Source organism: Serratia inhibens (genome assembly GCF_003591175.1).
In the GTDB taxonomy this organism is placed as follows: Bacteria; Pseudomonadota; Gammaproteobacteria; order Enterobacterales; family Enterobacteriaceae; genus Serratia; species Serratia inhibens.
Map to the genome: position 1 here is coordinate 147,389 of NZ_QYYG01000006.1, position 19,736 is coordinate 167,124.

General features: G+C 53.5%; 14 protein-coding genes. 6 read left to right on the plus strand and 8 right to left on the minus strand.

Annotated elements, in window-relative coordinates; genetic code table 11:
- Position 1 precedes the first annotated feature (1 nt).
- The 3 genes from D4100_RS18220 to D4100_RS18230 all read right to left on the minus strand — a co-directional run bounded on the left by D4100_RS18220 (position 2) and on the right by D4100_RS18230 (position 2,513).
- Entirely contained in the window at positions 2–343 is a 342-nt protein-coding gene (locus tag D4100_RS18220) for a protealysin inhibitor emfourin (protein WP_119804929.1), read from the minus strand.
- Positions 343–1,368, minus strand: coding sequence for a M4 family metallopeptidase (locus tag D4100_RS18225; RefSeq protein WP_006318139.1), 1,026 nt, complete (start codon positions 1,366–1,368; stop codon positions 343–345). The genes D4100_RS18220 and D4100_RS18225 overlap by 1 nt, the downstream gene beginning before the upstream one ends.
- Positions 1,369–1,430: 62 nt before the next feature.
- Positions 1,431–2,513 (minus strand): LacI family DNA-binding transcriptional regulator, encoded by a 1,083-nt coding sequence (locus D4100_RS18230; RefSeq protein ID WP_006318137.1) that lies wholly within the window; start codon positions 2,511–2,513, stop codon positions 1,431–1,433.
- A 365-nt stretch (positions 2,514–2,878) separates the two neighbouring features.
- Between D4100_RS18230 and D4100_RS18235 the strand changes: the two genes are divergently transcribed.
- Entirely contained in the window at positions 2,879–4,186 is a 1,308-nt protein-coding gene (locus D4100_RS18235) for an MFS transporter (protein ID WP_006318135.1), read from the plus strand.
- 11 nt (positions 4,187–4,197) lie between these two features.
- Positions 4,198–6,564 (plus strand): glycoside hydrolase family 31 protein, encoded by a 2,367-nt coding sequence (locus tag D4100_RS18240; RefSeq protein ID WP_119804930.1) that lies wholly within the window; start codon positions 4,198–4,200, stop codon positions 6,562–6,564.
- A 114-nt stretch (positions 6,565–6,678) separates the two neighbouring features.
- Here the strand turns inward: D4100_RS18240 and xseA are convergent, their stop codons facing one another.
- Positions 6,679–8,070 carry an exodeoxyribonuclease VII large subunit gene (xseA, locus tag D4100_RS18245; protein ID WP_119804931.1) on the minus strand — a complete coding sequence of 464 codons (1,392 nt, stop codon included), beginning with the start codon at positions 8,068–8,070 and terminating at the stop codon, positions 6,679–6,681.
- 170 nt (positions 8,071–8,240) lie between these two features.
- Between xseA and guaB the strand changes: the two genes are divergently transcribed.
- From guaB to D4100_RS18265, 3 genes are all read left to right on the plus strand, one after another.
- A complete protein-coding gene (gene guaB / locus D4100_RS18255) occupies positions 8,241–9,704 on the plus strand; it encodes an IMP dehydrogenase (RefSeq protein ID WP_006318111.1) in 1,464 nt (487 codons plus the stop codon).
- A gap of 103 nt (positions 9,705–9,807) precedes the next feature.
- Complete coding sequence (guaA, locus tag D4100_RS18260; RefSeq protein ID WP_119804932.1) at positions 9,808–11,385, plus strand: glutamine-hydrolyzing GMP synthase; 1,578 nt, start codon at positions 9,808–9,810, stop codon at positions 11,383–11,385.
- A gap of 373 nt (positions 11,386–11,758) precedes the next feature.
- Positions 11,759–12,478, plus strand: coding sequence for a hypothetical protein (locus tag D4100_RS18265; protein WP_119804933.1), 720 nt, complete (start codon positions 11,759–11,761; stop codon positions 12,476–12,478).
- Between the two features lie 308 nt (positions 12,479–12,786).
- Here the strand turns inward: D4100_RS18265 and D4100_RS18270 are convergent, their stop codons facing one another.
- The 4 genes from D4100_RS18270 to D4100_RS18285 form a co-directional block, all read right to left on the minus strand.
- The gene (locus D4100_RS18270) at positions 12,787–14,346 is read right to left on the minus strand and encodes an LA2681 family HEPN domain-containing protein (protein WP_119804934.1); all 1,560 of its coding nucleotides are present in this window, start codon (positions 14,344–14,346) and stop codon (positions 12,787–12,789) included.
- 69 nt (positions 14,347–14,415) lie between these two features.
- The gene (locus tag D4100_RS18275) at positions 14,416–18,255 is read right to left on the minus strand and encodes an SIR2 family protein (RefSeq protein WP_119804935.1); all 3,840 of its coding nucleotides are present in this window, start codon (positions 18,253–18,255) and stop codon (positions 14,416–14,418) included.
- Between the two features lie 319 nt (positions 18,256–18,574).
- The gene (locus tag D4100_RS18280; RefSeq protein WP_119805003.1) at positions 18,575–18,793 is read right to left on the minus strand and encodes a helix-turn-helix domain-containing protein; all 219 of its coding nucleotides are present in this window, start codon (positions 18,791–18,793) and stop codon (positions 18,575–18,577) included.
- 91 nt (positions 18,794–18,884) lie between these two features.
- Entirely contained in the window at positions 18,885–19,115 is a 231-nt protein-coding gene (locus D4100_RS18285; protein WP_119804936.1) for a helix-turn-helix domain-containing protein, read from the minus strand.
- A 107-nt stretch (positions 19,116–19,222) separates the two neighbouring features.
- Here D4100_RS18285 and D4100_RS18290 point away from each other — a divergent pair, with 107 nt between their 5' ends.
- Positions 19,223–19,426: a helix-turn-helix domain-containing protein gene (locus D4100_RS18290; RefSeq protein WP_119804937.1), complete on the plus strand. Its 204-nt coding sequence runs from the start codon at positions 19,223–19,225 to the stop codon at positions 19,424–19,426.
- The last annotated feature ends 310 nt before the right edge of the window (positions 19,427–19,736 follow it).

Here is a 19,736-nt window from a genome sequence, read left to right on the forward strand (position 1 = left end):
TTCACTCATCCACCTGACCGGTTTTCCATAAATCGATCAAGGCCTGGGGTGCGCTGGTCTCCGGGATCAGCAAGACGATTTCACTGCACAGATTCTGGCTGTAATAGCTGATTTGAACGCGGAAGTAGCGTTGGTCGCCGCAGCCGGGGGAACCCGGTTTTCCCTCTTCCTGCGCGTAGGGTAGCGTTTGATTCAATAACTGACTCAGGCGTTGGCGCTGCTCCGGCGTAATATCGGCCAGCGCAATGCGCCGCTGGCCCGCCAGTTTGGGAATAAAGGCGAAACCGCCTTCACGCGCCAGCTCAATGACCGTGTCCTGATTGAGCGACGGCAAGGGTTTCATTATTCCACCCCCACCTGATGCCAGGCTTGCTGCACTTTGTCCGCCACGGTGCGGTCAAAACGCTGCTGCGCATGTTTCACCGTGGTACGGGCGAAGGTGGCGAAGTCGGCATCCTGCGGCAGCGCTTTGTCGCACAATGTGTCATACCAGACGTAGCCGGCTTTCTCCCAGGCGAAGCCGCCGAGTGAAGTGGCCGCCAGATAGAAGGCACGGTTGGGGATGCCGGAGTTGAGGTGCACGCCGCCGTTGTCCTCTTTGGTCTGAATGTAATCCTTCATGTCGGCCGGCTGCGGATCTTTACCCAGCAGCGGATCGTCGTAGGCGGTGCCGGGCGCAGACATCGAGCGCAGGCCCTTGCCGTTGATGCCCTTGGCCAGCAGACCCGCGCCAATCAGCCAGTCGGCCTTGTCGGCGGTTTGCCGAAGGTGGAACTGCTTGACCAACGAACCGAAGACGTCAGACATAGACTCATTCAGCGCGCCGGCCTGTTGGAAGTAAATCAGCCCGGCTTCGCTTTCGGTTACGCCGTGCGCCAGTTCGTGGCCGACGACATCGATAGCGATGGTAAAACGGTTGAAGATCTCGCCGTCACCGTCGCCAAATACCATCTGCTGGCCATTCCAGAAGGCATTCTGATATTCATGGCCGTAGTGGACGCTGCCGGTCAACGGCAGGCCTTTGTTGTCCAGCGAATTGCGCTCAAACGCCTGCCAGAAGAAATCGTAGGTTACGCCAAGATAGTCATAGGCTTCGTCCACCGCCACGTCATGGTTGCTGGCCTGGCCCTCGTTGCGCACTTGCTTGCCGGGAAGCTGAGTGCCGTTTTGAGCGTCGTAGATATCGCGGATGACTTCGCCGCCGCTGGCGGTTTGCGCGCCGGGCGCACGCAGCGGTTTGTTGCCGAGCAGGCTTTGGACGTGGTTCAGGGTGTGCAATGCGCAGTCGCGCTGCGGTACGCTGCCGTGTTCAATAATCCTGCGCAGCATATACGGGGGGATGACTGAACGTGCGGTCAGGGTCGGCATAGTCGCTCTCCTTAGGCAAAAAATTACCCTCAATAAGTCAATATTCCACCACTAAGTGTAGTTCAGACATCGTAAAGACGATGATCGTGGGTGCTGACCGCCGGGCTGGTCTTGTGCGGGCTGATGCGCTTGACCGAGGCGCGTACCGCCAGTTTCCCGTGCAGCAGCAGGTTGCACGGCGGCGCATCGGCGCGCAGCATCCGGCGCTGCAACAGTTGGATCGCCTCATGGCCCAGCTCGTCTCGCGGCACATGTACCGAGGTGAGCGGCACATCATGAATTTCCGCCAGGTTAAAACCGTCGGTGCTCATGACCGAGATATCTGCCGGTACGTTCAGCCCCAGCTTGTTCAGTGCCTTGACCGCACCGACCGCCATATAGTCGCCCCCGGCGAGAATAGCCGTCGGCAGCTGCGAGCGCTGGCTGACCTGATTGATAAAGGTGGTCAGCGCCTGCTCGGCTTCTTCGCTGCCAAAGCCGGAGGTGGTGACCAGATGGCGGCCTTCGTCAAAGGCGATGTTGTGCTGCGCATAGGCCTGCCTGATGCCCGCCAGCCGCAGCTCCATGGTGTGTCGGCGCAGGCATTGCAGGTTCAGAATATGGCTGTGGCCCTGTTGGATCAGATAATTGGCGGAGAACTCGCCGATCAGCTGATGGTCGGGGGAGACGCTGTCCAGCCGCATCTGGCGATCGGTACAGTTGATCAGCACGCAGGGCTTGTGCAGATCGGCGGCCAACTGGTGAATGTGTTCGTCGTCGATGCCGATAATCAGCGCCGCCTCGGTCTGCGGATCGCTCATTTTTTCCAGGAACAGCGCACCGTCGCTGTGCTGTTCTTCAAGCCCGCAATAGCGGATGCGCACCTCATGTTCCGCCAGCGCGGCGGTGATCCCCTGGATCACCTTGTGATAAAAGATGTCGGTGCGCACGTCGAAGGCGCGTTGCGGGGCAAACACCATGACGTTGTTCAGCATCAGCCGGCCGTTGGACAGGCCTTGCAAGATACCGTTCTGCTGGGCGCAGGCCAATACTCTGTGGCGTGCCTCGGCGCTGGTATTGGACTTGCCCGCGAGTACGCGTGAAACGGTGCTGATCGACAACCCTGTTTGGCGGGCGATTTCCTGTATTTTCAGCTTTCCGTTCATTCTGTGATCTCCTTCAAATTTGCCGGTGAAAATATTTTCACCGCGTTTTTTCAGCGTAGTGTCTGGCTTGAGCCGCCATTATGGCGAGCTTTTAGGCTGCATATGAAAATTCTTGCAAAAAACCACGTTTCGCTCACGCTCCCGGCTGGCTAGTCTGCATTGGTACACCAATTTTATAGACTTATCAGTCCAATTTACCGGCTGAATTATAAATAAAATGAAAATAAATCATGCGGTTGTGAGAGTGATAAGTGGTTTTTCGTGATCGCTATCCCAAATTTTCGCAACCCATACCTTCGATACCAAAACGTGCCCTACCAAAAAGCGAGCTGTTTCACCGGGCAGCCGCCGTGGAGAGAAGACAGATGAGTGTTGAAATTAATCAGACGGTCGCGCACAGCAGTCGGCGCAAGTTTAAATCGCTGCGTTGGTGGATGCTGGCGCTGTTTCTGCTCGGCGTTACGGTCAACTACATTACCCGCAATTCGCTGGGTATCCTGGCGCCGGAGCTGAAAACCAGCCTGAACATGACCACCGAGCAATATTCCTGGGTGGTGGCGTCATTCCAGCTGGCCTATACGGTATTTCAGCCGATCTGCGGCTGGCTGATCGATGTTATCGGCCTGAAGATGGGCTTTTTGATCTGCGCCAGCATCTGGGCGGTGGTGTGCATGCTGCATGCCGGGGCAGGGAGCTGGCTGCAGTTGGCGATCCTGCGCTTCTTCATGGGCGGGGCGGAAGCGGCGGCCACGCCGGGCAACGCCAAGGCGATTTCCGACTGGTTCCCGAAAAAGGAACGGCCGATTGCCGCCGGTTGGGCGGGCGTAGGTTTTTCTATCGGCGCGATGCTGGCCCCGCCAATCATCGTCATCGCCCACGTCTCTTTTGGCTGGCAGGGTGCCTTCTTGTTCTCCGGCGCGTTGGCGTTGGTCTGGGTGGTGCTGTGGTGGCTGTTCTACCACGAGCCGTTAAAGCACCCTAATCTGAGCCAACAAGAGCTGGATCTGATCCGCGAAGATAACGAGCCGGTATTGCCGAGGCTGCCGTTTTTAAAATCATTGGCAATCTTGTGTAAAAACAAAAAGTTCTACGGCATCGCCATCCCGGCCTTTCTCGCCGAACCGGCCTGGGCGGTGTTCAGTTTCTGGGTGCCGCTGTACCTGGCCACCGAACGCGGCATGGATTTAAAGCATATCGCCATGTTTGCCTGGTTGCCGTTTTTGGCGGCGGATATCGGCAGCGTCGCCAGCGGTTATCTCACCACCCTGTACCGCAAATGGTTCGGCTGCAGCCGCGTCAACTCGGTGGTCGCCAGCTCGGTCACCGGTGCCTTCATGATGGTTTCGCTGGCGTTTGTCGCGGTGACCAAAGATCCCTATGTGGCGATCGCGTTGATCTCGATCGGCGGTTTCGGCCATCAGGTGATCTCCTGCATGCTCAGCGCGCTGGTGGTGGAGTCGTTCGATAAAAACCAGATGGCGACGGTCAACGGCATGCGCGGCTCCAGTGCCTGGATCGCCAGCTTCCTGTTTACGCTGCTGATCGGTGCGGTTTCCGACACCGTCGGCTTCAACCCGCTGTTTATCGCCATGGGCTTCTTCGATCTGATCGGCGCCGTGTTCCTGATTGCCTTGATCGCCGAGCGCGGCGGTAAAAAAACACTGAATAGTTAAGTTGGATACCTATGAAAACGTTAAAAAAATGGACTCTGGCTGGCGAGTATGCCGATCGCATTGAGCTGTTGGTCGACGAGCGTCACCTGTTTTGCCTGTACGTGCTGGAAGACAACCTGTTCCGCGTGCTGATCAAGCGCAACGGCGAGCTGGCGCTGGATCGCACCTGGAGCATTGCGCCGCAGGCTGACGTGCCCTGGGAAGGGCGCGATCGCCTGAGCGTCGCCGGTTTTAGCTTGCCGGGTTATCAACTGCAACAGCATGAGGATCGGCTGGTGGTGACCAGCGCCGCACTGCGCGTTACCGTGCATCAGCCGCTGTGGCTGGAGTGGGAGCACTGTAACGCTGCCGGTGAATGGCGGCCGCTGGCGGCCGATCGGCCAACCAGCGCCTACCTGCTCAACCCGCAGGGGGACGGCGTGGCGCACTACCAGCGCCGCTTTGCCGGCGAGCGCTATTATGGCCTGGGCGAGAAGGCCGGCGATCTGGAGCGTAGCGGCCGCCGCTTTGAAATGCGCAATCTGGATGCGATGGGCTACAACGCCGCCAGCACCGATCCGTTGTACAAACATGTGCCCTTTACCATCACCCGCGGTGCAGAGGCCAGTTTCGGGCTGTTTTACGACAATCTGAGCAGCTGTTGGCTGGATTTGGGCAACGAGATCGATAACTACCATCTGGCCTACCGCCGTTATCAGGCCGAGGCGGGGGATCTCGATTATTACCTGTTCCTGGGGCCGCAGGTGCTGGACGTGACCAAAGCCTTTGTGCGCCTTACCGGCAAGACCCACTTCGGGCCGAAATGGAGCCTGGGGTACAGCGGATCGACCATGCATTACACCGACGCGCCGGACGCCCAGCAACAGCTGCAGCAGTTCATCGCCTTGTGCAAGCAGCACGATATTCCCTGCGATTCGTTCCAGTTGTCTTCGGGTTACACCTCGATCGGCAACAAGCGTTATGTGTTCAACTGGAATTACGACAAGGTGCCGCAACCGAAGCTACTGAGCCAGGCATTCCATGCCGCCGGGCTGAAGCTGGCGGCCAACATCAAACCCTGTCTGTTGCAGGATCATCCTCAGTACCGGCAAGCAGCGGAGCAGGGGCTGTTTATCCGCGATTCGGAAAGCGACCAGCCGGAGCGTTCCAGCTTTTGGGACGACGAAGGCTCGCACCTCGATTTCACCAATCCGGCTACGGTGCGTTGGTGGCAGCAGGGTGTCACTCAACAACTGCTCGAGATGGGCATAGATTCAACCTGGAACGACAACAACGAATACGAAGTGTGGGACGCGGAAGCGCGCTGCCAGGGTTTTGGCCGGCCGATCGCCATCAAGCATATCCGCCCGGTGATGCCGTTGCTGATGATGCGCGCTTCGATGGAAGCCCAGCAGCGCTTCGCGCCCGACCTGCGGCCGTATCTGATCTCCCGTTCCGGCTGTGCCGGCATGCAGCGCTATGTGCAGACCTGGAGCGGCGACAACCGCACCAACTGGCAAACCCTGCGCTACAACATCCGTATGGGGTTGGGCATGAGCCTGTCCGGGTTGTATAACCTGGGGCACGACGTCGGCGGTTTTTCCGGCGACAAACCGGACGCCGAACTGTTGGTGCGCTGGGTGCAAAACGGCGTGATGCACCCGCGTTTCACCATTCACTCCTGGAACGACGACGCGACGGTTAACGAGCCGTGGATGTATCCGGCCGCCACGCCGGCCGTGCGCGAGGCGATCAACCTGCGCTATCGCCTGATGCCCTATTTCTACACCCTGCTGTGGCAGGCCAGCGCCGACGATGAGCCGATGTTGCGCCCGACCTTCCTCGATCACGAGCATGATGAACGCACGCTGAACGAAACCGATGACTTTATGATTGGCCGCGATTTGCTGGTGGCCAGCGTGGTGGAGCAGGGGCAGCGTGCGCGTTCGGTCTATCTGCCGGATAACGGCGAAGGCTGGTACTGCTTCCACAGCGGCCAGTGGTTCAGCGGTGGCCAGACGGTGGTGCTGGATGCGCCGCTGGAGCGTTTGCCGCTGTTGGTGCGTGCCGGGGCGGCGTTGCCGCTGTCATCACGCTTGGCGCACGTCGACGTTGCCGCCGACGATCGGCGCGAGTTGCAGCTGTACCCGTTTAAAGGCTGTGGCAGCGCTTCTGGGCTGTTGTTCGAAGACGACGGGGAAAGTTATGGCTGGCAGCAGGGCAACGCGCTGTGGCTGCGCTGGGAGATGCACAGCGATAATCGGCGCGTCATGCTGAACATCACCACCGAAGGGCAGTTCAAACCGGCATGGCGGACGCTGACGGTCAGCCTGCCTGCCGGAGAAACGCGGGAACTGTGGATCAACGGTGAGCCGGGCGAGAGTTTTACGCTGAGGTAACGTTATATACCCTAAATAATTGGAGTTGCATCAAGGCGGCCAGAACGTTCATCCCGATGAGCTTACTCAGGTAAGTGATTCGGGTGAGCGGGTGCAGCCAACACAGATGCAACTTCAAGTATGACGGGTAGATTCGGCCGCGCGCTTTTTGCGCGGCTTCTTGGCGACAGTGACGGTTTTCACTTCACTTTCCACCCAGCCATCCTGCAGACGGGTTTTCAGCAGTTCGCCAATTTGTGCCTGTTTGGTGGTTTTCAGCAATTCGCCGCGCGGGGTTTGCGTCACGCTGTAGCCGCGCGCCAGCGTCGCCAGCGGGCTGACCGCTTCGAGCTGGCTACAGGCCACGCCGAAACGCTGGCGGTACGCATTGAGCCGGCGCTCCAGCGCCTGCTGCAAACGGTATTCCTGTTGCTGCACGCGTTGCTGATAACGGTGAATGCGCGCCTGCGGCTGCACCTGCGCCAAACGCTGTTGCACCCGATCGCTGCGGCGTGAAGACAGGCGCAGCTGGTTTTGCATGCCGTCTTCCAACCGGCGTTGCAGCTTGAACAACAGCGTCTGCTGGCGCGCCAGGCGCAGGTGCGGATGCTGTTGCTGCAAACGGTGGTTGATGCGGGTGAACTGCTGCTGACGCTGGGCCAGATAGTAATCCATCGCCATTTCCATCCGCTGCTGCTGGGATTGCAACTGGCGAAGCAGTTCCAACTGATTGCGGCTGACCAGTTCGGCGGCGGCGGAAGGGGTTGGCGCACGCAGATCGGCGACAAAGTCGGCAATGGTGACGTCGGTTTCATGGCCGACGGCGCTGACGATCGGAATGCGACTGGCGAATATCGCCCGCGCTACGCGTTCGTCGTTAAAACTCCACAGGTCTTCCAGCGAGCCGCCGCCACGGCCGACGATCAGCACGTCGCATTCGTCGCGGCGGTTGGCCGTTTCGATGGCGCGCACGATCTGCAATGGCGCTTCTGCGCCTTGCACCGAGGTCGGGTAGATAACGATGGGCAGCGAAGGATCGCGCCGTTGCAGCACTTGCAGCACATCGTGCAGCGCCGCGCCGCTGGCGGAGGTGATCACCCCGACGCGTTTGGCCGGGCTGGGCAGCGGTTGCTTGAACTGTTGGTCGAACAGGCCTTCGGCGCTCAGACGCTGTTTCAGTTGATCGAATTGCTGTTGCAGCAGGCCGTCGCCGGCGGGTTGCATGCTTTCGGCAATCAGCTGATAGTCGCCGCGCGGCTCATACAGCGTGATGCTGGCGCGAACCAACACTTGCTGGCCGTTTTGCGGGCGGAAGGTGGTGCGGCGGTTGCTGTTGCGGAACATCGCACAGCGCACCTGCGCGCGGTCGTCTTTCAGCGTGAAATACCAGTGGCCGGAAGCCGGTTGGGAGAAGTTGGAGATCTCGGCGGAGAGCCAAATCTGGCCCATTTCCATTTCCAGCAGCTGTCGAACCGTCTGATTCAGGCGGCTTACGGTAAAAATAGACGGCGAAACAGGTAGCGACATGTGACCCAGATCAAATTCCAAAACAACCACTTAATTGGTCGATACTACAGGGCTGAAAAAGGTAATCAAGAGTTTTTGTGAGAAAGTGCTGGAGGCAACCGATTACGCTCTGTATAATGCCGCGGCAATATTTTATCTTTTTCACAGCCCACTCTGGTGAGATATTGCCCATGCTACGTATCGCGAAAGAAGCACTAACATTTGACGACGTTCTCCTGGTTCCAGCTCACTCTACGGTTCTGCCTAATACCGCTGAGCTCGGCACCCAACTGACCAAAACCATCCGCCTGAATATCCCTATGCTGTCCGCAGCCATGGATACCGTAACCGAAGCTGGCCTGGCCATTGCGCTGGCGCAAGAAGGCGGCCTGGGCTTCATTCACAAAAACATGTCCATCGAGCGTCAGGCTGAAGAAGTCCGCCGCGTGAAAAAACATGAAAGCGGCGTAGTTACCGACCCGCAAGCCGTGACCCCCTCCACCACGCTGAAAGAAGTGAAAGAACTGACCGCGCGTAACGGCTTTGCCGGCTACCCGGTAGTGACCGAAGAGAACGAACTGGTCGGTATCATCACCGGCCGTGACGTGCGCTTCGTGACCGATCTGAACCAGCCTGTTACCGCCGTGATGACGCCGAAAGAGCGCCTGGTCACGGTGAAAGAGGGTGAAGCGCGTGAAGTCGTGCTGCAAAGAATGCACGAAAAACGCGTTGAGAAAGCGCTGGTGGTGGACGACAACTTCCATCTGCTGGGCATGATCACCGTAAAAGACTTCCAGAAGGCGGAGCGCAAGCCAAACGCCTGTAAGGACGAACATGGCCGCCTGCGCGTTGGCGCTGCGGTTGGCGCCGGTGCCGGCAACGAAGAGCGCGTTGACGCGCTGGTCGCTGCAGGCGTTGACGTACTCCTGATCGACTCCTCCCACGGCCATTCCGAAGGCGTATTGCAGCGCATTCGCGAAACCCGCGCCAAATACCCGGATCTGCAGATCGTTGGCGGCAACGTCGCTACGGCCTCCGGCGCCAAAGCGCTGGCCGAAGCCGGCGTGAGCGCGGTGAAAGTGGGTATCGGCCCTGGCTCCATCTGTACCACCCGCATCGTGACCGGCGTGGGCGTACCGCAGATCACCGCTATCGCCGACGCGGTTGAAGCGCTGGAAGGCACCGGCATCCCGGTTATCGCCGACGGCGGCATCCGCTTCTCCGGCGACATCGCCAAAGCCATCGCGGCCGGCGCATCCTGCGTGATGGTCGGCTCCATGCTGGCGGGCACCGAAGAATCGCCGGGCGAAATCGAGCTGTATCAGGGCCGTTCGTTCAAATCCTACCGCGGTATGGGCTCGCTGGGCGCCATGTCCAAAGGCTCTTCCGACCGTTACTTCCAAACCGATAACGCCGCCGACAAACTGGTGCCGGAAGGTATCGAAGGCCGCGTGGCTTACAAAGGCATGCTGAAAGCGATCGTGCACCAGCAAATGGGCGGTCTGCGCTCTTGCATGGGCCTGACCGGTTGCGCCACCATCGACGATCTGCGCACCAAGGCTGAATTTGTGCGTATCAGCGGCGCCGGCATTCAGGAAAGCCACGTGCATGACGTGACCATCACCAAAGAGTCACCGAACTACCGCATGGGTTAATGCTTGACCCTCTCCTGCGGGAGAGGCCGGGGTGGGGGGCTTGGCTCCTCGCCCCGAAACCTTATTTTTCGCTCTTTTTCTCTGTTGCTGGAATTCGCCTCACATGACAAATAATATCCATAAGCATCGCATTCTTATTCTGGATTTTGGTTCGCAATACACTCAACTGGTAGCACGCCGCGTGCGCGAAATCGGCGTTTACTGCGAGCTGTGGGCCTGGGACGTTAGCGAAGAGCAAATCCGCGAATTCAATCCAAGCGGCATCATCCTTTCCGGCGGCCCGGAGAGCACCACCGAACATAACAGCCCGCGTGCGCCAGAATACGTGTTCACCGCCGGTGTGCCGGTACTGGGCGTATGCTACGGCATGCAGACCATGGCGATGCAGCTGGGCGGCCATGTGCAGGGTTCCAACGAGCGTGAGTTCGGCTATGCGCAGGTGGAAGTGACCACCGACAGCGCGCTGGTTCGCGGCATCGAAGACGCGCTCAGCGCTGCCGGCAAACCGCTGCTGGACGTGTGGATGAGCCACGGCGACAAAGTGACCGCCATCCCTTCCGACTTCGTGACCGTCGCCAGCACCGATACCTGCCCGTTCGCCATTATGGCCAACGAAGAAAAACGCTTCTACGGCGTGCAGTTCCACCCGGAAGTGACCCACACCCGTCAGGGCCAGCGCATGCTGGAGCGTTTCGTGCTGGATATCTGCCAGTGTGAAGCCCTGTGGACGCCTGCGACCATCATCGAAGATGCGGTTGAGCGTATCCGCGAGCAAGTGGGCGAAGATCACGTGATCCTCGGCCTGTCCGGCGGCGTGGATTCTTCCGTTACCGCCATGCTGCTGCACCGCGCCATCGGTAAACGCCTGACCTGCGTGTTTGTCGACAACGGCCTGCTGCGCCTGAACGAAGCCGACCAGGTGCTGGATATGTTCGGCGACCACTTCGGCCTGAACATCGTGCACGTCGCGGCGGAAAACCGCTTCCTGAGCGCGCTGGCCGGCGTTGACGAGCCGGAAGCCAAGCGCAAGATCATCGGCCGCGTATTCGTTGAAGTGTTCGACGAAGAAGCCTGCAAGCAAGACGAAGTGAAATGGCTGGCGCAAGGCACCATCTATCCGGACGTGATCGAATCCGCCGCTTCCGCCACCGGCAAAGCGCACGTGATCAAGTCGCACCACAACGTGGGCGGCCTGCCGAAAGAGATGAAGCTGGGCCTGGTCGAGCCGCTGAAAGAGCTGTTCAAAGACGAAGTGCGCAAAATCGGTCTGGAGCTGGGACTGCCGTACGACATGCTGTACCGCCACCCGTTCCCGGGGCCAGGTCTGGGCGTGCGCGTGCTGGGCGAAGTGAAGAAAGAGTACTGCGACCTGCTGCGCCGTGCCGACGCCATCTTCATCGAAGAGCTGCATAAAGCCGACCTGTACAACAAGGTCAGCCAGGCGTTCACCGTATTCCTGCCGGTGCGTTCGGTCGGCGTGATGGGCGACGGCCGTAAATACGACTGGGTTGTTTCACTGCGCGCAGTGGAAACCATCGACTTTATGACCGCGCATTGGGCGCACCTGCCGTACGATTTCCTCGGCCGCGTCTCCAACCGCATCATCAACGAAGTGGACGGCATTTCCCGTGTAGTTTATGACATCAGCGGCAAGCCACCGGCTACCATTGAGTGGGAATGATCCGGTTGCCGGCTTAAGCTGGCGCTGACAGGTACTGAAAATAGCTAAACCCGCGTAATTGCGGGTTTTTTTGTTTTTGTGATTGGTAAGTTTTGGCATCGTTTATTGCGATAGAAGAAAATTTTAGCGGCTAAAATTTCTGTGAGTATTTGCCTTTGATTGTGTTGCCTCATATTTGAACTGACATTCTCGTTGGCCTGTGAAAAGTTGGGTTTGGAAGTTAGCTATGTGCCAGGAGCGGACGTTGCTAAATCACGGTATAATAATGAATTGGGACTAGGTCGAAACATTTGGTTTGCCATGATTACAGCAACACTGGTAGGGCATATCATTCGGGTTTTATGAACAGAACAAACTATACAGGAAATATGAAATGTTCAAATTCGAGGCTTTACTGGACCTTCCAATGCAATTTTCACACTATGACGTAAGCCTAACGTTTGAGATCATTTCCTCTCTAAATGCGCAAACTGATGCCTCTATCGCAGCTAATGTAAGCCAGTACCATACCGAAGGGCCAGAAACTGAAGAGTATGAAATCTCTGCTGAAGATAACGCTTATCATTTAGTTGAGTACTATATGGGACTGGATAGCGGATCTGTTGATTTAGATGATATGTTTACATCCTACTATCCCAGCGTTACACGCCGCTCTGTCTTTTTGACGTTATACGGCATGCTTGAGCACGATTTCGAGAAGCTATGTAATGGCTTTGCAAGGGTTCACAACGCGCCTGTTAAGTTGTCAGACCTTAAAGGTAATGGTTTTGAACGTTGTGACTTGTATGCCAGAAAGATCATAGGCATGAAGGCTTCGAGATATTACTCTTTGGTGAAGAAAGTAACTAAGTTACGTAACGCTTGTGCGCACAACGATGCGCGTTTCGTCTCAAATGATGGTAGGCCCATCCCTGAGTTGGAATACCTGATGCATACTTATTCTAAGGAATTAGTACAAGATGGTGAGCAGGTTAACTTTAAATCTGGCTCTCTCCAGGCGATGACGGACATATTAAAAAACTACTTCAACGATGTAGAAGAAGCCCTGAAGGCACATAAAACACCTGATCCATTCATTGGGTCACGCAAATAGACCTGCGGCAAATAAAAAACACCCGAAGGAGGCTTACTGTCATGGGGCACTCCAAACTATAGAGCAGGATTCTATACCGTGGTGGGGTCAGTCCAATTGATTCACGGCATTGATAGCAACATATATGGCGACTCAATTGCGAACTTCCGCTCCTCGCTCAAAGCCGACTGTCGGATTAGATTGTGCTCTGTCCGCGAAAACTGTCAGTTCACGCATGAGCTAATACAATTTATATCATTTGGGGCACCTGAATAGAGGTGAGCATATCAACTCTATTCAGGTGGCCAAATTCAGTAAACTACTACAATTTAAGTATCCTCGCCGTGCCCGCGAATCAAGTCGTGGTCGGGGACGAGCAGTGATCCAACAAGTCCGGCTGTCCGCTGTGCTAAACCTTGTTCATGCTGTGAAATCGAAAGCGCAAGCATTTGGATTGCCGACCTGGTAACACGTAAAGCGCGCAATACCTCTTGAGTAAACGGCTCCCTTTGATGATGTTCTATTTCTGGTGCTTGTCTGCTTTGTGCTGGGTCACCAAGGTCATGCAGGACTACGAATCGATGTGTGCCCGCGTTACGGAGGTCCTTTTGGGTACGCAAGATTCCGGCGATACTGTCATAATCCTCAGCAAGCTCAACAAGGCCATATAGGGCATTGACCCCACCACGAATTGTCTGCTCCACCTTAGCGTTGAGCGGTCGTGTGCCTGTCACCTTGTCAGGGATTCCTCGCCATAGTTTGCCGAAATAAACTTTATCTGGCGGCAATCCTAACTCGAAGTAGTGATTTGCCGTTACAGCTATCTTGTCGAGCAGATCGAGAGCTGTCCGGTGCGCCAAGATGAGCGCTGATGCATCTGGGCCATAGGTAGCATAGTCAAGAGTATCGCCAAATCGGCCCGTTGCAGGCCAGTCGTTTTCATCGATAACCCGCCATAACAAATCACGAGCTAAAATGAAGTCGCTCTTCAACATGTTGAACATGGCAAACACAGGCGGGGGTATACCTGCAGCACCGGATTCTCGTTCTAGAATTCCGGGAAGCATGAGCCAGTCTAGCTTGTCCATGGCTGGGTTGATGAGTTCCACAGCTGGCGCAAGCGTCAGGCGTTCACGTTCGAGCCAATCGATAAACGAATTTTTATGTGGATCACGAGGTGGCGGATCTTCTAATTCGCATGCAAACGCCGTGATCTGTGCTGCAGCCTGTACGCCGGCGTATTGGATGACTCGATCCCTATACCGATCCGCAATCCTGGCTAGCATGAGCGCCTCGATACGCGTCGATTCTGAGCAACCACCGCGCTCATAAAGCCAAAGCAGATTACGGGCTGCGGAACTTGCCGCAACTCCGTTCTCCGGATCGATTTTTAAAGCAGCAAGCCATCCATCTTGAGCTTCTCCAAGTCGATAGCTGTTGCTGAACTGGTTGGCGAGGTTCGTCCAGGCTTGGGTTCTCAGTGCTGAATCGGCATTTACATCCTGAGCGACTTTCCAGAAGCATCTTCGTGCCTCTGCGCGGCGTTCCCTGGATAACTCTTGATGACTCAACCAATTTTCATTACGCGGCGGGAAACCTGTCGCTGCGATTAGCCCATTGGCCAAGTTATAGGTGACTTCGGCAGTTGGAAATGAGCTGTGGAGGTCACGAAATAGCATTAGTCCTTCTTCAATCGCATCTTGCTGTCCAGTCAACGCTCCGCCATCAACCAAGATCGCTGCGCGCAGTCCCATGAGATTGAATCGTTCACCTGTATCAAGATCAAAATTGATCTGTCTGGCCTGTTTCACTGCCTCGGCAGGATTACTGTTCAGCAAGGTATTGAGAAGAGCAGATCGCTCATAGAATCTGTTTAGCATTGATGACATAAGGGACTCCGCTACACTCTATACGGCAGTATGTGCTTATAAGTGGGTTAACCGCGCGTTGGTAAGCCATCACCTTGCGTCCCATTGGCGTTTCAGTGAGATTAGTTTGTTATCGCTTTTAAGCGCGCTATCAACGTCCTCAATACGTTTCAATATCTTTTCTATCCCGTACGGCCATGATGATGTGTTATCCGGCAAAACCGTATAGAGAAGCGTCAGTGCCTGTCCAGGATACCGGTCTATGATGTTGTCTCCGGACTTACGGAGTGATGGTAACATGAGATGGTCTCGCTCGATTCTGCTTAGGAGTGGTAAAACTAATGCTGCAATGGTGGGAAATTGCTCTCCGCTGGAGAAAGCCAACTCGCAAAGACGAGCTGATGTGTTGGGCGATCTGGCTGATAGTTGGCGAGGCCAAATTTGAAGCAGCTCGGAAAGCTGTTTGTTCCATCGGCCATGTGAGTCCTCGTCTTTATTTTCAGACCATTGTTGAGTTTGCCATAGGACCCGTGATCGAAATTCATCATTGACCGTTAAAAGCAAGCTGCGCATCTCGTCATTGGAAATGCAACGTTCACCTGTTGCCTCGTCTATAGTTCCCCATCCGGCAAGGATCATGCCTGCAATAATTTCACTATATGAGCGATGCGACGGGAGAGGATTTGTGGCGAATTCCAGCATATCGTTCTTGAGACGCATATAGAGTTTTTTATTTGGTATTTTAGCCTTCCACAAGAATCCAGACCATGCGGAGTCGTGATCATCTACATCATTGCCCTGAAGAACCGGCAACAAATGTTGAGTTGTCCAGTTTGGATCAATAGCAAAGAACCAGTTGAGATTGTGAAACAAGATCACAAGCGCGTGTCTTCGCAGGTCGTCTGAAAGTGCCAACAGAGCTTCAACATTAGCAAGCCATTCAGAAGGAAATCCTTGGTTTGGAATTAGGTTATTCTTGCGGGGATCATTAAAAAGTGCCTGTGAGATTTTACCCGTAGGTGAATTGATCGCTTCCATAGCCCAATCTGGTTTTTTGGAACTATGCACGATACTCGAATTTCTCTCGCTAGGCGATTCACGTAGGATACAGACCAGTTTCCTCAAAATGCGATCAAAAACAGGAAGGCAATCTATGTTCAATTTCGTACTGGCATCACGACACCAATCGGTCACAGGGTGGAGGATCGTTGCAAGTTGCTCATTTGGATAACGAGATAGTCGCTCGGCGATTAACCTGACCAATCGAACTTTATCGTTCTTCCGTGCTTCTGAACTGAGGAAACGTTGCCATGCCCATTCTGGGAAATTCCCTTGTTTAGCCGCATAAGTCAATGCCGCAAGTGCACGTATAGGGCGTTGCGTGACAAAACCGGCAAAAGGATCATTTTCGACAAGAAAATCGTCAGATCGACCGCTTTGTTCCTTGGCTTGTAATAACACGCGTGAAATGGGTATGTTCGTCAGTACTTCATGGCTGGTGTTAGTCCTTACAAATCCTGTGCGACCTTCCAGTGAATCAGCAGCCTTCTCGGCATAATCTTCTTTCCAGTCAGGTACGGTAGTACGGAATAATTTCATGTACCCACGAGTGGAGGAAGAAAGTTTGCATCCTGATTTTTGAAGCCACTGAATACGAATCAGAATCGACCAGGCATGTCTTCTTTTGAAGGCTGTAATTTTTTCCCGTGGCCATCGCTTTGGCCCGCTCAACAGTTTTTTTTCGATTAACTTTCGTGATATACCACTGAGTTTTTTCCACCGCTCTGCAATGATCAGTAATAGGTCTCGTTGATGATAACTATCCCAGAATGCGGTATTGCTTAAAGACGATATGAATTGTCCAAATTCACTATCTGAGACAGTACTTCGTTTTCCTGATGCCCATATTCGTAGCCGAGAAAAAATGGTGTCATCTTCCGTAGGCCATGATAAAAATTCGCGTTTAGCAGCTGATTTATTAATTTGAACTAGCTGTGTGAACAGCTCTGCAAATTGGATCACTAAAGCTGAAAGCCCATGGGTTCGATGATAGTCGTCGGTATCTTCAATATTATCATGGACTAAGGGGCTTATATTGCTAAGTCCATAGCCACCAATTTCTTGTTCAAGTGCAAGAGCCAGTTGGAGATTTTGTCGTAGGGTTTTAACAACTGCCGAACACCATTCGTCAGGAACAGCAATTGTTTCGTGCGTTTCAGGATATTTCACGTCCATCCACAGAAAGTGATCTTCATCTTCTTGATCGGTCTCTGCTTCGGGCTGCTTTGGTGTATTCCTAGAAGCGGGCCTCGCAAAAAGGTGAGGCCGGAGCACCTCTCCAAACCGCCGAACGATAGCGCTACTCCATCCCTCAACTTTAATGACACCTTGCAGGGTATACCACTCTTGATGAAAGTCTTCGACGTGGTTCCAGGTTTCAAAAAGTAACCGCCAAGAGTTGCGAATGTTCTGACGTATTGGGCGATTGCTTCGCTCTAGCCCCCAAGAGATGTGCCGTTGAATGTTCTGATTAAGTGACGACTGGTGGGCTGCCCACCATACAGCGGCAGGCTGGTCGCAGACCTTTGCGAGCCATATTCCCAGTTGATCTATCCGCGGGACAATACGTGGGGAATGGTTAGCCCAATATCCGCGAAACGCAGTAAGGTTTTCATCACGGATCGCTGATCTATCAAGATGATTAAGTTCAAAGGCATCCCACGCATTGGAAGGTGTTTCTCGTTTGGCATAATTACCTTCAGGGTCAGGTTTAGTTGGCAAGGGGTCTGAATCAAGGCCGTATAGATCGAATGGATCAACATAGGGCCCTTTGCTACTAAGTGAGACTGAATTACCCGGCCTCGCGAATCGTCGGTATTTGTCGAACACACAAAGCCATTCAGCAGGGGGGAGAACCTCCCCCTCGCAGAACTTCTTTACGCCTTCGTAGGTTGAAATAACATGTGTCACCTGACCCCGCTCATGGGGCTGAAGTGTTGCCGGTCCTTTTTGGGATGCTTCAATAACTTTTGTGTACCAGGCATCAGGATCACGTGCTCGCGCTGCCCAAGCCTCAAGAGATTGCCATAAAGCAGCGTGTGCATTGTCTGGACTGTATGGGATGGCCTCAACACCTTTATGCCGCCATCGTGCAGCAGCGTCGTCGTGGTCACCAGATTGAAAAGCGTAAGCGTTTTCGCGGTTCCCCGACGTTCTACGCAAAGCTTCAAGAAGATATTGAACCGGTGGGTCGTCAGCTGTATACCCAACGAATACAACGACGTACTTGCCAAGTATTTCACGAATGAATGTAGTTGCCCATCCGTCAGACAGATATGCGCGACCAAATTCGGAACTTGAGAGAACAAAGCCATCACCCTCAGCGCCGGTATAAGCCGGCGTAGATCGGCCATGCAGGTATACTACTCCATTGATCTCATTTGGACGTAAAGGGTCCGGTAGTCTTGGCGGTTGCCATACTTGAAGTTTGCGTCCGCAATCGTCAAACAATCTATCGAAGTTCGTCGTGACTAATTGAACAGTGCCTTCTGGCGTTGTCGCCAAGTCCAGTAAAATCCTGTGTGCGGTCAGATCGCAATCCGCAGGTGGCTTTAAGGCAGATGCCACCGCCTCCTCGATGTCGCGTGAGGCAAAGTCTCTTTCCAGAAGTCCGAAAACACGGTCAGCAGATATAACACCGGGGATACCAACACGTTGGTCAATTTCTCTAGCTTCTTGGATAAGTCTATAGGCAGGGCTGTTTTGAACGACACCAAGTTTAGTAACTACTTTACTCGCTAAGCCAAAGAAATCAGGTAATTGAGCGCGAGCTCTGGATACACCCGCCCCGCAAAAAAAAATTACTCGGCCCTGATCTCGTGCAAGCAGGAGGTCATCAGGGATTGATGGTCCGTCGGCTAAAAATCGCATATCCTTTTCTCCACGCTATACGTTTATCTTTAGGCTACCAAAATCTACCTCTTAATGGTCAAAGTTTTGATTAAAGCCTTGGATGCCATCTTTAAACGATTTCATATATGAAGGATGATGTTCTGATAGGTGTGAGCGATAATCATTGTGTAATGATTTATTCACTAGGTCACATTGCCTTCTAGTATAAAGCATACTTAATGTGGATACTGCTAAGGCTGCTAAAGATAGAAAATCTGATAATTCAAATTTCATATTTTTATTTTACAACCAAATAATAATAAGCGCACCATTTTTCTGGGGGGTGTCATGTATAACTTTAAAAATTAAACAGAGTTTTAAAATCTATTTCCAACCCATCAGCAATAACCCCAATCACTTCTAAAGTAGGATTTCTAACCCCTCGTTCAATGCCACTAATATAAGTGCGATCTAACCCACACTTATCGGCAAAGGCTTCTTGTGATAACCCTGCCTGTAAGCGTAATGCTTTTACTCGCTGTCCAAAGAGAACTGTAATTTCTTTTGATTTTTTCATGTCGATAAGCATTGTTCTTTGTTGCCTATCAGACCACGGACGATGAGTCACAAATGATGTTTTTTTGTTGATGGGGTTAAAAGTCTAAAAATTAGACGGAATGATCAAATGCAAACAGTGTAGGCAGATCAATACTTAAACCAGTGGCAATGATATAGAGCACTTCCAGCGTAGGGTTTCTGACCCCGCGTTCGATACCACTGATATAGGTTCGATCTAACCCACACCTATCGGCAAAAGCTTCCTGGGACAGGCCTACCTGCAATCTGAGTAACTTAACACGCTGTCCTAAGTGGACTTTGATGGAATCGGATGCTTTCATCCAGCAATGATTCTTCTTTGATGACTATAGGTCCACGGACTATTAGTCACAATCGTTAGTTTTTGTGCTATAACTGTGACTCATAGTCAACTAAAGGTGAGGTTTGTATGGAAACAAATGACTGGCATCCGGCTGATATTATTGCAAGTTTGAGGAAGAAAGGGACTTCATTGGCAGCTGTATCCAGAGAGGCAGGGCTCGCTTCCTCGACACTAGCAAATGCATTAGTTAGGCACTGGCCTAAGGGGGAGCGGCTCATAGCCGCGGCGTTAGATAAACGCCCTGATGAAATCTGGCCATCTCGTTATTAACATGTATCAGTGTTCCTGACTGGGTTTATGAGGGATAAAAATCCAGTCAGGAATTGACTAGTGTCATATTTCTTTATTCTCATATTTTTAATCAATCGTGTGAATGCGTTTTGATAGGTTATAAGTTTAAATTTAATTAATTATCTTGGTAATTGAATTGATAGTTACGCAAGTGCTGGTGCTGAAAATGTAGAGGCGATGAAGAGGCTTGCCGAAAATGGTGATGGGCTTAATGCTTTCATAAAAAAATTTGTTAATTCCAAGTATGTGCGGTGATGCTTTCTGTTCTATAAGAATTTTTTATGATGGC